This window comes from Caproicibacterium sp. BJN0003 (genome assembly GCF_026314295.1).
Lineage (GTDB): Bacteria > Bacillota > Clostridia > Oscillospirales > Acutalibacteraceae > Caproicibacterium.
The window spans coordinates 1,727,634-1,742,864 of record NZ_CP111108.1 but is presented as its reverse complement, the minus strand read 5'-3'; the positions used below and the strand labels follow the sequence as shown (position 1 = coordinate 1,742,864).

The 15,231-nt window shown below is 40.7% G+C and carries 14 protein-coding genes; 12 read left to right on the top strand and 2 right to left on the bottom strand.

Annotated elements, in window-relative coordinates; genetic code table 11:
- Positions 1–65: 65 nt before the first annotated feature.
- The 12 genes from OP489_RS08565 to gdhA (OP489_RS08510) all read left to right on the top strand — a co-directional run bounded on the left by OP489_RS08565 (position 66) and on the right by gdhA (OP489_RS08510) (position 12,568).
- On the top strand, positions 66–1,088 hold the full coding sequence (locus OP489_RS08565) for an aldo/keto reductase (protein WP_266161550.1): 1,023 nt from the start codon (positions 66–68) through the stop codon (positions 1,086–1,088).
- Between the two features lie 81 nt (positions 1,089–1,169).
- Positions 1,170–2,168, top strand: a complete 999-nt coding sequence (locus OP489_RS08560; RefSeq protein WP_266161549.1) for a YdcF family protein — start codon at positions 1,170–1,172, stop codon at positions 2,166–2,168.
- Positions 2,169–2,182: 14 nt separating this feature from the next.
- Positions 2,183–2,842, top strand: coding sequence for an HAD family hydrolase (locus OP489_RS08555; protein ID WP_266161548.1), 660 nt, complete (start codon positions 2,183–2,185; stop codon positions 2,840–2,842).
- Between the two features lie 320 nt (positions 2,843–3,162).
- Entirely contained in the window at positions 3,163–4,419 is a 1,257-nt protein-coding gene (locus tag OP489_RS08550; RefSeq protein WP_266161547.1) for an ATP-binding protein, read from the top strand.
- 3 nt (positions 4,420–4,422) lie between these two features.
- Positions 4,423–5,268 (top strand): response regulator, encoded by an 846-nt coding sequence (locus OP489_RS08545; protein WP_266161546.1) that lies wholly within the window; start codon positions 4,423–4,425, stop codon positions 5,266–5,268.
- Positions 5,269–5,284: 16 nt separating this feature from the next.
- Complete coding sequence (locus OP489_RS08540; protein WP_266161540.1) at positions 5,285–5,407, top strand: hypothetical protein; 123 nt, start codon at positions 5,285–5,287, stop codon at positions 5,405–5,407.
- Between the two features lie 386 nt (positions 5,408–5,793).
- Positions 5,794–7,146, top strand: coding sequence for an NADP-specific glutamate dehydrogenase (gene gdhA, locus OP489_RS08535; RefSeq protein WP_266161539.1), 1,353 nt, complete (start codon positions 5,794–5,796; stop codon positions 7,144–7,146).
- A 1,062-nt stretch (positions 7,147–8,208) separates the two neighbouring features.
- Positions 8,209–9,099, top strand: coding sequence for a glutamate racemase (murI, locus tag OP489_RS08530; RefSeq protein WP_266161544.1), 891 nt, complete (start codon positions 8,209–8,211; stop codon positions 9,097–9,099).
- A 164-nt stretch (positions 9,100–9,263) separates the two neighbouring features.
- Complete coding sequence (gltS, locus tag OP489_RS08525; protein WP_266161542.1) at positions 9,264–10,478, top strand: sodium/glutamate symporter; 1,215 nt, start codon at positions 9,264–9,266, stop codon at positions 10,476–10,478.
- Between the two features lie 38 nt (positions 10,479–10,516).
- A complete protein-coding gene (locus OP489_RS08520) occupies positions 10,517–10,690 on the top strand; it encodes a DNA-binding domain-containing protein (protein WP_266161541.1) in 174 nt (57 codons plus the stop codon).
- A gap of 16 nt (positions 10,691–10,706) precedes the next feature.
- The gene (locus OP489_RS08515) at positions 10,707–10,829 is read left to right on the top strand and encodes a hypothetical protein (protein ID WP_266161540.1); all 123 of its coding nucleotides are present in this window, start codon (positions 10,707–10,709) and stop codon (positions 10,827–10,829) included.
- Positions 10,830–11,215: 386 nt separating this feature from the next.
- Entirely contained in the window at positions 11,216–12,568 is a 1,353-nt protein-coding gene (gene gdhA, locus OP489_RS08510; RefSeq protein WP_266161539.1) for an NADP-specific glutamate dehydrogenase, read from the top strand.
- A 327-nt stretch (positions 12,569–12,895) separates the two neighbouring features.
- On the opposite strand, the gene OP489_RS08505 is transcribed toward gdhA (OP489_RS08510), so the two are convergent.
- Both OP489_RS08505 and OP489_RS08500 read right to left on the bottom strand, forming a co-directional pair.
- A complete protein-coding gene (locus OP489_RS08505; protein ID WP_266161538.1) occupies positions 12,896–13,960 on the bottom strand; it encodes a flavodoxin family protein in 1,065 nt (354 codons plus the stop codon).
- 14 nt (positions 13,961–13,974) lie between these two features.
- Positions 13,975–15,222 carry a lactate dehydrogenase gene (locus tag OP489_RS08500; protein WP_266161537.1) on the bottom strand — a complete coding sequence of 416 codons (1,248 nt, stop codon included), beginning with the start codon at positions 15,220–15,222 and terminating at the stop codon, positions 13,975–13,977.
- Between the last annotated feature and the right edge of the window lie 9 nt (positions 15,223–15,231).

Below are 15,231 nucleotides of genomic sequence, written 5' to 3'. Positions count from 1 at the left end.
TGCGCTTTTTGTCAATTTTTATTATAATAAAACAGATCTGATTTTAAAAAAAAGAGGGTATTATAATGGAAAAAGTCGTTTTGGGCAAAACCGGCATTACGGTGAGCAAAAATGGATTTGGCGCATTGCCGATTCAGAGGATTTCAAAACCGGAGGCAGTTCACCTTTTAAGACGAGCTTATGAGGGCGGCATTACCTTCTTTGATACAGCACGCAGTTATTCTGATAGTGAAGAAAAGCTCGGTGCCGCATTTTCTGATATGCGCGAAAAAGTCTATATTTCCAGCAAAACGCCGTCTTTGACAGCAGAGGGATTCTGGAAAGATCTTGATACCGGCCTTTTAAAGCTTAAAGCCGACTATATTGATATTTACCAATTCCATAACCCTTCTTTTTGTCCAAAACCGGGAGATGGGACAGGGCTCTACGAGGCGATGGAAAAAGCAAAAAAACAGGGAAAAATCCGCTTTATCGGAATTACCAATCATCGCCTTTCGGTTGCCAAAGAAGCGATTGATTCCGGGCTTTATGATACAATTCAGTTCCCATTTTGTTATCTTGCAACGCAAAAAGACTTGGAGATTGTCAATGGCGCAAAAGAGAAAAACATGGGATTTTTAGCGATGAAAGCACTTTCTGGCGGATTGATTCATAATGCGGGGGCCGCCTATGCTTATTTAAGCGAGTTTCCGCAGGTGCTTCCACTCTGGGGGATTCAGCGCGAGTCGGAATTGGATGAGTTTTTATCTTTTCAGGAGAATCCTCCGAAAATGAATTCGGAATATGAAAAAATAATCGATGAGGATCGAAAAACTTTGCAGGGGGATTTCTGCCGCGGCTGTGGCTATTGTATGCCGTGTCCTGCAGGAATTGAGATCAATAACTGCGCCAGAATGTCGCTGCTTTTAAGAAGAGCCCCTTCTAAAGCATATTTAACACAGGAATTTCAGCAAAAGATGAAAAAAATAGAAAATTGCCTGCATTGTGGTGCCTGTATGAAAAAATGTCCGTATGGGCTGAATACGCCAAGACTTCTGGAAGAAAATCTAAAAGATTATAAAGAAGTGCTTGCAGGAAAGAAAATTTAAAAAGAGGCTTTAAAAAAGTCTCTTTTTTTGAGAGGAATTTTAAAAATAGGGCTGTAAAATAGACCTGGAGAGGAGAAAAAATTGATCTTTTTGTTTTTTGCAGTCATCTGCGGTGCTTTGACGTTGAGCTCAATTATTCGAGAACCACGTCGGTTTCGCAACAGCATATTTCTCCTGACAACGATTTTTTTTCTCTTTTCCGGGATCATGATGGAAAGCGATCGTACTCCGTTAATTGCAACCATTTTATCTCTAATTCTTGTAATTGTAATTCCACTCAGCGTTTTGGCAGTGGCAGTTTTTCTTCTGATCAACGGCGTCATTATGGTGAGAAAAGAAGGCAGACGAATTCAGAATTTGCTGTCATTTGGGGCCGGTATGGCAATCTTTTTGGTGGTGGGTTTACTCCTTTATATGGCTTTAGTAGAACAAAACTTGTCAACAAATAAAAAGGCACTGATTGTTTTGATCCTCTGTTTAAGTGCTTATATCGGTTTTACCTTTGTCGCGTTTTTGCTCTATTCTTTTTTATATAGTCAACTACCGAAAGAAGTAAAATGTGACTATGTGATTATTCATGGAGCGGGTCTGCTCCATGGGAACCAGATCTCACCGCTTTTGGCAGGTAGAATTGAAAAGGGAATAGAGGTCTATCGAAAAGGTGGCTGCCGGGCAAAATTTGTGGTTTCCGGTGGAAAAGGAGCAGATGAGACAATCTCAGAAGCAGAGGCGATGCGGGATTATTTGATTAAGAGAGGAATTCCAAATCCCAAAATTCTTATGGAGAAAGAATCAAAGACAACTTTTGAAAATCTTCAGCTTTGTCGCAAATTGCTCGATCCAATTAGAAGGCCATATCACTGCGTTTTTGTCACCAGTAATTACCATGTGTTTCGGACAAGCCTTTATGCCAGGAAGATTGGAATTGATGCGCAGGGCGTCGGGAGCAAAACAGCTCTTTATTATTGGCCCAGCGCAGTGATTCGAGAGTATGTTGCGGTGATGAGGCAATTTAAATGGGGCTTTCTGGTTCCAATGATTCCGTGGCTGCTTTTCTATTTAGTTAGCTGCAGTAACTGAGAAGGAGTTATTTTATGATCAAAGCGATTGCATTCGATATGGATGGTGTTTTATTTGATACAGAACGAATTAGTAAAAGCACATGGACTCAGGTTGGAAAAGAATGGAATCTCCCGGGAGTCGAGAGTCTTTTAAACCGTGCAATGGGACTTAATTATGAGGATACCAGAGCCTTATTTTTTGAAAAATATGGGAATGACTTTCCTTATGATGACTTTCGTACTCGTTGCTCGGAAATTTTTGATGGAGAACTTTTAAAAGAGGGACTTCCAATGAAGCCCGGTGTTTTAGAAATTTTATCTTACTTAAAAGAAGCAAAAATTCCTGTGGTTCTTTCGACTTCCACTAGGCGAGTAAAAACGATTGCACATTTAAAAGAAGTGGGGATCGAAGATTATTTTAAAGTGGTCGTAACGGGAGATACGGTTAAGCATAGTAAACCGAATCCTGAAATTTACTGTAATACCTGTAAAGCCCTTGGAACCGATCCTCAAGAAACAATTGCGATAGAAGATTCCCCCAATGGACTTCAATCTGCCCGTCGTGCCGGCATGTTTGTTGTGATGATACCTGATCAGGTGGCCCCTAATAAGGAATTGGAACCTTTTTATGATCGAGTTTTTAACTCCTTAATCGACCTGAAAGAATGGCTTTGTACAGATGTTTTTAAGTAGAGCAAGAATCAATCAGGTCGCTTTTTGGTACTGCAAAAATTTTTAGAAAATAAAGATTAGGGGCAGATATCAGGGAAAAAACGACAAAGACAAAATTATCAGTAGATTTAGTTCACTTTACAAAGAAATTCAAAAGAGCTATTCTGTTTTGCTTTTGGATATGTTATAATTTATTTAATATTTCAGCTGTGACTCCCTACTTTATTTTCGAAATACGAGAGATTTTGGAACTCTTTATGATGTGAAATTTGTATGATTGGATTTTGCTGAAATTTCAGAAAGGATTCGGGTTACTCATGAATCGCAGAAGGCAATGGAAGATGAATCTTCTGACAGGGGCTGTCACTGCAGTAATCTCTCAAATTTACTGGAATATTTTTCTCGATGATTTTCGTGTTTCTTTGGCTGTTGCTATTTTGCCGATTTTTTTGACAACGATTAATAAGGAAGAAAGTTCACTTGCAACCTGTGGATGCGTTTCCTGTATGGTATTCCTTTTTCGCTGGGTATTGGCCATTATAAATGGACAAGGAGCCATTGGCAGCATACAAACGATTCTCCCAGGAGCACTGTTCTTTTTGTGTTATGGCCTCCTTTTTGAAATGATGGTCGAAAATAAGTATACGGCTTCCGTTACCCGCTTGACTTTGGCAGCTTTCGGCTGTGATTTTATTTCCAATCTTTTTGAAACACTGGTTCGCAGTAAGCTGTTTTTTACATTAGTACAGGCAGAAAGAGTTCTCTATCTGTTTGAAGTTGCTGCAATTCGAACTATCATTGTAGTGGTTTTACTGATTCTCCTAAAGAGTTATCGGACATTGCTCACGAAAGAAGAACATGAAAAGCGATATCAGCGTTTGTTTTTGATGACAACTGGCCTCAAAACTGAACTTTATTTTATGCGCAAAAACACTGAAAATGTAGAGGCAATCATGGGGAATGCCTATCATTTATATGAGATGCTTTCCGATTTGGATGTTCCGCAGGAAACACAAAAGCTGTCTTTAGCGATTGCACGGGATGTGCATGAGATCAAAAAAGATTATCTTAGGATTATTCAGGGAATTGAAAAAGAGGTTGATGAACAGTATCCTGAAAAGAAGATGCACCTTAAAGATATCCTGAATATTTTGCAGGAATCCACTTATCGAATGATGGAGTCCAAAAATTTGGATATTAAACTGGATTTTCGTTATCAAAAGGATTTTCTTACAGATAAACATTATTCTCTTATGGCGATTCTTAAAAATCTCGAAAACAATGCGATTGAAGCGATTGCTTCGGTGCGTTCTTCGGGGCTGATTGAAATTTTTGAACAACAGGAAGGCGATTCTTATGTGTTTTCAGTGCGGGATGATGGCCCGGGAATTGCAGAGAAGAATCTGACGAAAATTTTTCAAATGGGATTTTCCACAAAATTCGATAAGCAAACCGGAAATATATACCGTGGCGTCGGTCTGGCAGGTGTTAAGGCAGCCGTGGAAGAAGAATTTCACGGAAGATTAGAGGTCCGTTCGGCTTTGGAAGCGGGAACGGAATTTCGGATTACGATTCCCATTGCGTCATTGGAGGGATAGCTTTTGAATATTTATATAGTGGAAGACGACCAGACGGTGATCGATATTCTTGAAGATATTATTGAAGAATATCATTTGGGAGAAATCTGCGGAGATTCTGGAGGAAAAGTCCCTGATGAGCAGGAAATCCTATCCCACAATCCGGATCTGATTCTTGTTGATTTTCTGATGCCCGAAAAAGATGGAATTGAAATTGTTCAAAACCTAAGAGAAATGAATTGCCATGCCAAATGTATTATGATTTCACAGGTATCTGATAAAAAACTGATTGGAAAAGCCTATCATGCGGGGATTGATTTCTTTATTAGTAAACCAATTAATGTGATTGAAGTAAAAACGGTGATTGGGAATACTATCAATCAGATTGAGAATGAAAAGACGCTTTCCAATATTCGCAATATTTTTCAGAAAGATACAGCTCTTTCGCCTGCGAGAAAAGAGGAAAAGGACAACTTTTCCATGCGCCGCTATCAATACATATTAAATCAGTTGGGAATGTCTGGAGAACGGGGCAGCGAGGATATTTTAAAAATGTGCCAGTATCTGCGGGAAAATCATGTTTCTTTATCGCAGATTAGTCTGGGGCAGCTTTTTAAGACACTTACCAGAACTCCCCAGAATATGGAACAGCGGGTTCGGCGGGCGATTGCTGCGGGAATGTGTAATCTCGCGCATCTTGGAATAGAAGATTTCATGAACGAGACGTTTGAGCGCTACTCAGGGAGCCTGTTTCCGTTTGAAGAGATTCGTGCAGAGATGGATTTTATACGAGGGAAACGAGAGCGCGGAGGAAAGATCAATATTAAGAAATTCATAGATGGCTTGATGATCCTGACGGAACAAGGGTAAAAAGAGGTCAGAAGAGATGAAAAAGCAAGGAAAGGGGGTGAGGCAAGAAAAGGGAGTCAATCCGATGGCTAAAGTTGAGAAGCTTTCAGAAGATTCAAAAAGGAAGAGAAATATTTTTGTGATTGTGATGAATAGTTGAGAAAGAAACTGTTGATTACGTCAAAAGTGCAAAAATATTTTTGATGATCTGTATTTTTTTGTAGAATTCTGAAAGTCACCTGAACAATATAGATGAAAACAAGTGGTAAGGTGTTGAAATATTAAGATAGATTAATACCTAAGAGCTGTTTTCAGAGCCATGTGGCGTTGTACCGCATAAATGTATTTTACAGTTTTGCAGTAATTGTAAAAGAGACGATGCAGTACAAAAATTTTTGCTTTGCTGTGCAAAAGTTTGCTTTGGATTGACTTCAAGACAGCAAAACGAGCTTTTTTTCAATAACTTAAAAGAGTTTATGAAAAGAAGAAGGCTTTTTTTGTAGGAAAAGGAACAAAAGTATTAACAAACGGAGGTAAATCAAAACTATGAGCAAGTATGTTGACAGAGTGATTGCTGACCTGAAAAAGAAAAATGCGAATGAGCCTGAATTCCTGCAGACGGTGGAAGAAGTTTATTCTTCATTGGCACCGGTTGTGGATGCTCATCCGGAATATGAAAAAGCTGCACTGCTCGAGCGTATGGCTGAGCCTGAGCGTGTAATCCAGTTTCGTGTAACATGGGTAGATGATGCAGGTAAGGTACAGGTAAACCGTGGATTCCGTGTACAGTACAACAGCGCCATCGGACCTTACAAGGGCGGACTCCGGTTTGCTCCTTCCGTAAACCTTTCGATCGTGAAGTTCCTGGGCTTTGAGCAGACATTCAAGGACAGCTTGACAACACTGCCGATGGGCGGTGCAAAAGGCGGTTCCGACTTTGATCCTCGCGGAAAGAGCGATGGAGAAGTGATGCGTTTCTGCCAGTCCTTCATGACTGAACTGTATCGTCATATCGGACCAGATGTTGATGTTCCGGCAGGCGATCTTGGAGTTGGCGGACGTGAAATTGGTTACCTGTATGGTCAGTATCGCCGCATCCGCGGAGCTTTTGAAAACGGAACCATCACCGGCAAGGGCTTGTCCTATGGCGGCAGCTTGGTCCGTCCGGAAGCAACCGGATTCGGAGCTGTTTACTATCTGCAAGAAGTTCTCCGTCACGAAGGCGAAGAAGTCAAAGGAAAGAACATTGCACTGGCAGGCTTCGGCAACGTAGCATGGGGCGCAGCAACAAAGATTGCACAGCTCGGCGGCAAGGCAGTTACTCTGTCCGGCCCGGACGGCTACATCTATGATCCCGATGGTGTAACAACCAAAGAGAAATTGGACTTCATGCTTCAGATGCGTGCAAGCGGCCACGACAAGGTTCAGGATTATGCTGACAAGTTCCATTGCGAGTTTGTTCCCGGCAAGAAACCTTGGGAGCGCAAAGTTGACATCGTAATGCCGTGTGCAACGCAGAACGATGTAAACCTTGAAGAAGCAAAGAAGATTGTCAATAATCATATTAAATACTACATCGAAGTTGCAAATATGCCGACAACCAACGAAGCACTGGTATATTTGATGGGTCAGAAAGATATGATCGTAGCACCGTCCAAGGCAGTAAATGCAGGCGGCGTTGCAGTATCCGGATTGGAAATGAGCCAGAACGCAGAACATATCTGCTGGACAGCAGAAGAAGTTGGCGAGCGTCTGCACAACATCATGAAGAACATCTATGATTCTTCCGTTGCAGCAGCAGAAGAGTATGGCCTAGGCTACAACCTTGTTGCCGGCGCAAACATTGCAGGCTTCAAGAAAGTTGCTGACGCAATGCTGGCACAAGGTATTTGCTACTAATTTGGAGCATATCCTCTATTGAACAACTCAAGTGGTTGATTGTGAAACCGGGACCTTTTTGGTTCCGGTTTCATAATCATAAAGCGAAACTTTGAGTAGACTGCTGGATAGCAGGAACTTGTTTGAGGGACCGAGAAGAATCTAAGATTCTAGGAGATCCCTTCATTCAACCTGATTTTTACCGCACCGGCACTATTGGCCGATCGCTCCCTAATAACAGACAGAGTTCCCAACAAGCTCTGTCTGTTTTCTTATGCAAAAAAGGCACCCGAGAAAATCGGGTGCCTTTTTGATTAGAATGGGATGAAGAATTCGTTTGGTATATTGAAAAAAGGAAAAGATTTACAAAATCAAAACAAATTAAAAATATTAATTTTGATTGCATTGAAACAGCTGACTTTGAAGAGTGTTAATAATTAAAAAATTTTTTTGTCTACTAGTATTGAACCATCTAAAAAAATTTTAATGCTCGAACTTTAAATCACTTAAAACTTTATGAATGAAATAAATTGATTTCATTGTAGAATCTATAAACTTTTTTGGTTAAAAAGGATGCCTAAATTTATAAGAAAAAGCAATTAAATGATAAGGTTTAAATAGAAAATTAAAAAGATACGAAGTGAAAGACATGATAAAATATTCTGTTGGAAAATTTTAAATAGTCAATGAAATTGTTTAAGGCTGAATTGGTTTTGAATTACTTCTCTCTAAAAAATGGACATAATGCCCTAAATTATTTAACAATTTTTATCGGAGTAACTTTTGGAGAATAAGTCAAAAATAAAAAATTCCTTATAGTACTTATTTTACAGTTTTTTAACAAATTATTGTATGATAAATAAAATAATGCGATCATATGGACGATATTATAGAAAAAGTCTCTAAAGTTATTGATTTTTTAATTTAGATTAGTTATAATAAGATAAAGTTTAATCCAAAGCGATCTTTTGTAAAAATGAAAATGGGAGGCTTTTAGTATCGAAGTCGAGCAATGCAAAAAGATGTTTTTTATTTTGTGATCGATAATTTGATACGAAAAGTTTTCAAAACGTTTTCATATACATGCAGGCAGATAGTCAACGGGGCAAGCTTAAAAAGACCTGTTTTGTTTATGAAGCAATTCTGTTTTACGAAAGAGAAGTGAGAAGTGTGCAAGAAGAAAATCCAATCGGAGTCATTGACTCCGGGGTGGGTGGATTAACGGTAGTAAAAGAACTGCAACGTTTACTACCGGGGGAAAATCTTGTGTACTACGGAGATAGTGCGAACTGTCCATATGGAAATCGTTCTCAAGATGAGATAGTTTCACTTACATGTCGGATGCTTAAATTTCTACAAAAAGAAAATGTTAAATTAGTGGCTGTAGCTTGTAATACAATTTCGACCATTATTGATCAGTTTCAAACCGATTTCCCTTTCCCAATTATTGGAATAGTGCAACCTGCATCTCAAAAGATAGCAAAAGAAAATCTGGATGTAGTAGGAATTATCGCTACTGCATTCACGATTAAAACTGGGGTTTATCAAAATTTAATCCATCAATATAATCCTTCTATGAAGGTTTATGGAGAAGGAAGCCCTAATTTAGCTGCTTTGATTGATCAGGGAAAATATGAGGGGAAGGAAATTACAGACGAAGTTTCATTACATGTGAAAAAGTTACTTGAACAGGACCGGAATATAAAACATATTATTTTGGGCTGTACGCATTACCCAATTGTTACAAATACATTCGAAGAAGTATCTCCTAGCGGGATGACCTTTATTAATCCAGCTGTTGAGCAGGCACAAGCAGTGCATGATTACTTAAAATCGAAAGATTTATTGAATGTTTCTGGCAAAGGATCACTGAGGATTTTTACGAGTGGTGTAGCCTCTCCTTATGATGCTTTGGTAAAAAAATTGGGGATTAAAACTGCATATCCAATTACAGCCCAAGAAAATTCAAACTAAAACAATTTTTAAGATTCTGAATGAAATCAAATGCGTGTTGTAACTTTTTAGGTGATAAAAAGGAAATGATCTGCTGTTGATCATTTTTTAGGAGAAAGAAAGCAAGCGTAGATTGATTGATTGTGTTGCTGTTTAGATGAAATTTATTGGGAGGAAAGTTAGATATGACACCTTTGGAAATAAAGCTTAACGCTTATCAGACGTTAGGTTTATGTGTTTTTGTTTTGCTATGTGGACGTTTTATAGTTAACAAAGTTGGCTTTTTAAAGAAATTTTGTATTCCTGCTCCAGTCGTTGGCGGCTTGATTTTTGCTATTGTAAACTTGATTGGTTATGAAGCCGGAGCCTTCATGTTTACCCTGGGAATGGATTTTAAAGATCTTTTTATGATTTTGTTCTTCACGACGATCGGATTCAGTGCAAGTGTTGAGGTCCTGAAAAAAGGAGGAATCGGAGTTGTTATTTTCTTAATTATCTCTGCTGTCCTTTGTATTATTCAGGATGCTGTCGGTGCTGGAATTGCGAGTGCAATGGGACAGAATCCATTGTTAGGTTTGTGCGCAGGTTCTGTTTCTATGACTGGTGGTCATGCTACATCTGCTGCATACGGACCTGTAATGGAGCAAGCAGGGCTGCAAGGAGCGACTACGATTGCAGTTGCTGCTGCAACATTTGGATTAATTTCAGGCAGTTTGATTGGCGGACCTACTGCAGCGGGATTGATTAGTAAATATGATCTTCATCCTAAAGCAGAGAGCAATGGAGAGTCAGCAGGAGATCTTGAAGCACTTACCGGAAAAGTAGAACCGATTAGCAGTCGTAATTTCTGTGATGCCTTTTTCCAGATTGCAATTGCAATTGGTATTGGCAACGTTGTATCGCTGCTGATTAATAAGACTGGTTTTACAGTCCCTGCTTACATTGGTTCTATGTTAATTGCTGTTTTGATGCGTAATATTTTCAAATCAGATTCCGGAAAAGCTTTTGCAACTCGTCCGCAAGAGATAGCTGTTTTAGGCGATATTGGTTTACAAATCTTCTTGGCAGAAGCTCTTTGTGATTTGAAGTTGTGGCAGTTGGCTGCAATGGCTTTGCCGCTGTTGGTAATCTTGCTTACACAGTGCGTGCTGATGTTTGTGTATGCTCGTTTTGTAACATTCAGAATTATGGGCAAAGATTACGAAGCTGCTGTTTTGGCCGCTGGCCATTGTGGATTTGGCATGGGCGCCACTCCAAACGGCATGGCCAATATGGATGCTGTAACTTCCAAATATGGTCCTGCACCTCGTGCATACTTCATTCTCCCCATTGTTGGTGGTATGTTTATTGACTTCTTCAATGCAATTATTATTACAGCCTTTATAAACTTTGTGGCTTAAGTTTATATTTCTGTCTGCAAAAATGAAAACATTTTCGGATGTTTTCATTTTTTGCTATGAACGAGACGTTTGAGCGCTACTCAGGGAGCCTGTTTCCGTTTGAAGAGATTCGTGCAGAGATGGATTTTATACGAGGGAAACGAGAGCGCGGAGGAAAGATCAATATTAAGAAATTCATAGATGGCTTGATGATCCTGACGGAACAAGGGTAAAAAGAGGTCAGAAGAGATGAAAAAGCAAGGAAAGGGGGTGAGGCAAGAAAAGGGAGTCAATCCGATGGCTAAAGTTGAGAAGCTTTCAGAAGATTCAAAAAGGAAGAGAAATATTTTTGTGATTGTGATGAATAGTTGAGAAAGAAACTGTTGATTACGTCAAAAGTGCAAAAATATTTTTGATGATCTGTATTTTTTTGTAGAATTCTGAAAGTCACCTGAACAATATAGATGAAAACAAGTGGTAAGGTGTTGAAATATTAAGATAGATTAATACCTAAGAGCTGTTTTCAGAGCCATGTGGCGTTGTACCGCATAAATGTATTTTACAGTTTTGCAGTAATTGTAAAAGAGACGATGCAGTACAAAAATTTTTGCTTTGCTGTGCAAAAGTTTGCTTTGGATTGACTTCAAGACAGCAAAACGAGCTTTTTTTCAATAACTTAAAAGAGTTTATGAAAAGAAGAAGGCTTTTTTTGTAGGAAAAGGAACAAAAGTATTAACAAACGGAGGTAAATCAAAACTATGAGCAAGTATGTTGACAGAGTGATTGCTGACCTGAAAAAGAAAAATGCGAATGAGCCTGAATTCCTGCAGACGGTGGAAGAAGTTTATTCTTCATTGGCACCGGTTGTGGATGCTCATCCGGAATATGAAAAAGCTGCACTGCTCGAGCGTATGGCTGAGCCTGAGCGTGTAATCCAGTTTCGTGTAACATGGGTAGATGATGCAGGTAAGGTACAGGTAAACCGTGGATTCCGTGTACAGTACAACAGCGCCATCGGACCTTACAAGGGCGGACTCCGGTTTGCTCCTTCCGTAAACCTTTCGATCGTGAAGTTCCTGGGCTTTGAGCAGACATTCAAGGACAGCTTGACAACACTGCCGATGGGCGGTGCAAAAGGCGGTTCCGACTTTGATCCTCGCGGAAAGAGCGATGGAGAAGTGATGCGTTTCTGCCAGTCCTTTATGACCGAACTGTATCGTCATATCGGACCAGATGTTGATGTTCCGGCAGGCGATCTTGGAGTTGGCGGACGTGAAATTGGTTACCTGTATGGTCAGTATCGCCGCATCCGCGGAGCTTTTGAAAACGGAACCATCACCGGCAAGGGCTTGTCCTATGGCGGCAGCTTGGTCCGTCCGGAAGCAACCGGATTCGGAGCTGTTTACTATCTGCAAGAAGTTCTCCGTCACGAAGGCGAAGAAGTCAAAGGAAAGAACATTGCACTGGCAGGCTTCGGCAACGTAGCATGGGGCGCAGCAACAAAGATTGCACAGCTCGGCGGCAAGGCAGTTACTCTGTCCGGCCCGGACGGCTACATCTATGATCCCGATGGTGTAACAACCAAAGAGAAATTGGACTTCATGCTTCAGATGCGTGCAAGCGGCCACGACAAGGTTCAGGATTATGCTGACAAGTTCCATTGCGAGTTTGTTCCCGGCAAGAAACCTTGGGAGCGCAAAGTTGACATCGTAATGCCGTGTGCAACGCAGAACGATGTAAACCTTGAAGAAGCAAAGAAGATTGTCAATAATCATATTAAATACTACATCGAAGTTGCAAATATGCCGACAACCAACGAAGCACTGGTATATTTGATGGGTCAGAAAGATATGATCGTAGCACCGTCCAAGGCAGTAAATGCAGGCGGCGTTGCAGTATCCGGATTGGAAATGAGCCAGAACGCAGAACATATCTGCTGGACAGCAGAAGAAGTTGGCGAGCGTCTGCACAACATCATGAAGAACATCTATGATTCTTCCGTTGCAGCAGCAGAAGAGTATGGCCTAGGCTACAACCTTGTTGCCGGCGCAAACATTGCAGGCTTCAAGAAAGTTGCTGACGCAATGCTGGCACAAGGTATTTGCTACTAATTTGGAGCATATCCTCTATTGAACAACTCAAGTGGTTGATTGTGAAACCGGGACCTTTTTGGTTCCGGTTTCATAATCATAAAGCGAAACTTTGAGTAGACTGCTGGATAGCAGGAACTTGTTTGAGGGACCGAGAAGAATCTAAGATTCTAGGAGATCCCTTCATTCAACCTGATTTTTACCGCACCGGCACTATTGGCCGATCGCTCCCTAATAACAGACAGAGTTCCCAACAAGCTCTGTCTGTTTTCTTATGCAAAAAAGGCACCCGAGAAAATCGGGTGCCTTTTTGATTAGAATGGGATGAAGAACTTTATAGAGACTGCTCTATCCTTTTAAGACCGAAATAATCCGATTACAAAAGTTTTCAATCCGATCGTCAATTCCAGGTAATTTTAAAGCAGTACCGGCATTATTTGCGGTTTCAAGCATAGCGAAATTTCCGGGCAAATAAAAACTTTTATTCATATTGAGTGCGGCAATTAGTTGTCTGGCAATTAAATCACTCCCGGAATATCCGGAGACAATAATCGCAAAGACTGCTTTGTCATAAAAACGAGTTTGACGAAATAACGCTGTTAGGCGATTTACTAAGGCAGTTAAGTTGGCAGAAATGGCATCATTATAATTTGGACATAGCATAATAAGTGCATTCGCTTTTTTCATTGCGGGAAAGACTTGTTCTACCATAACACCACCATAAAAGCAGCGCCCTTCTTCGCCAAAATGGAGACAAGTTGTGTAAGGGCATCCTGCACAATCTGAGACAGCACCGTTTCGGACATTGATTTCTGTTAGATCACAGGAATTTTCAATTTTTGTTTTTACCTGTTGCCAGAGAGCCAAAGTATTGGAAGTTTGACGAATTGAGGCATGAAGAGCCAGTATGTTTGGCCTTTGATGGACGGGAAATGAATTTTTTAAAAGGCGTTTTACTAAGATGCGTGCGCTTTCCTGATAAGCACCAAAAGAATCGGTTCCCATATTTTGTGATAAAATTGTAAAGTTGTCCAACGTGCGGGTACCTTCTACCAAAGGGCGGCCAACAAAAGCACATCCTGCAAGGTTCGCAGAAAAGACTAACTCACTTGCGATGGATTTTGTATAGAGTTCACTTTCCCCATCAACTAAAATCCCGGCAGTGCAGTCACAAAGGCCATTGGAATGCATACGCAACCATTTTAAAAAATGATAGTATTCAAAGTTAACCCCGGAGTTTCCAAGATCAATTGCAAATAAAATTTTTCTGCCATTTAAGGGAGAAAGTTGATCAGCAAATTCTATCGTGTCATAAGAGATTCCATCAAGGGCATAATCAAGCACTTGCTGCAGACGGTTCGTTTTCACATCTTCGGAAGCTTTTGGACGAAAAAGCAATAATGAAGATTCCAAATCGATTGCCTCCTTTAGATCAGTGAACGCAGATTTTTAGATGCATTTTCAATGCGGTCAAACAGTAGATCCGGCATTTTTGAAAGAACTTCTGTTTCTATTCCAGTAGATGTGTAACGGTTTTTGACTCCCATAAAAGCGCCGCCAAGATAAACGGAACCGCAGTGCCATTTCCCCTCCAGGGTGAGGAGAAGCGAAAGGGCGCCGGATGAAATTGCAGGGGCTACATAAGGTTTATAGCCGATTTCACGCATTTTTAGGTTGGCGGTGACTGTTAGCTGTGTCAATTCTTTAGAGAGAGTATCATCATAATGTGAAATGGAATTTGCAATGACTAAATCGCTTCCGTGAGGGCCGAAAGAGCGACCTTCTGATAAGAAATCCGTAAAGCGCGAGTCCCTCTTTGCATAGTACGCTGCACGTGCGTTCATAACACCAAGCCCATACCCTTGAATTTGCTGCGGGAACAGTCCAAGCCCATCGAATTCACCATGCTCATTTTGATTGCTTGCAAGAAAAGCAGTTTTGGCAAGAGGGTCCACCGGATCGCTCACTGCTGCCCAAAGTCCCTGATAGTGTTTTTCCCGAGCAAGCTTTGCATAGTGAGAAACAATTGCCGAGTTAGCCTCAAATTGTGCCATACGGACGTCTTTTATACCGGAGCCTACCGGGGGAATCCCTTTAGAAGCAATAAAGGCAAAAAGATCACAATCGAAGAGTTGATCTGGAGAGATCACTTCTACGGGTGGAAAAGCATCATAATTCCATGGCAGAGAAATCTGATTCATTTCCATAGCCCACCGTGCGGTTACTTTTTCTGAAATGTCGCAAATGCCAATAGAAGAAATCTGGTCTCTTCCAAGCAGACATAACCCGATCAAAAGGGTACTGCCGACATCTCCGATTGCTAGTAAATTGATTCGCTTTTTTCCAGAACTTTCATGTGAATTCAGCAATTCCGGCCAACGGGGATGGCGAAAATTGACAGCTCGCAAATGTCCTTTTGAAATTTGCTCCGAAAGGAATGGATCACCTGCTCCTTGGGGCATGCGGGAAGCATCCAAAAAACGGATATCCTCTTCCTTTGCCAAAATTTGTCCCGGATGGTTTACAGAGAATGCTGCACGGCAATTTTGAGGATCCCGCTCAAAAAGAAAAATAGTAGGTGCATCTCCGGCTTTGGGACACTTGGACTTTACAAGCGGCAGATTCGGATTAAGACTGCAAAGTTGTAGACCATCTTTTTCGTAATAGTAAAACATATCAATGAC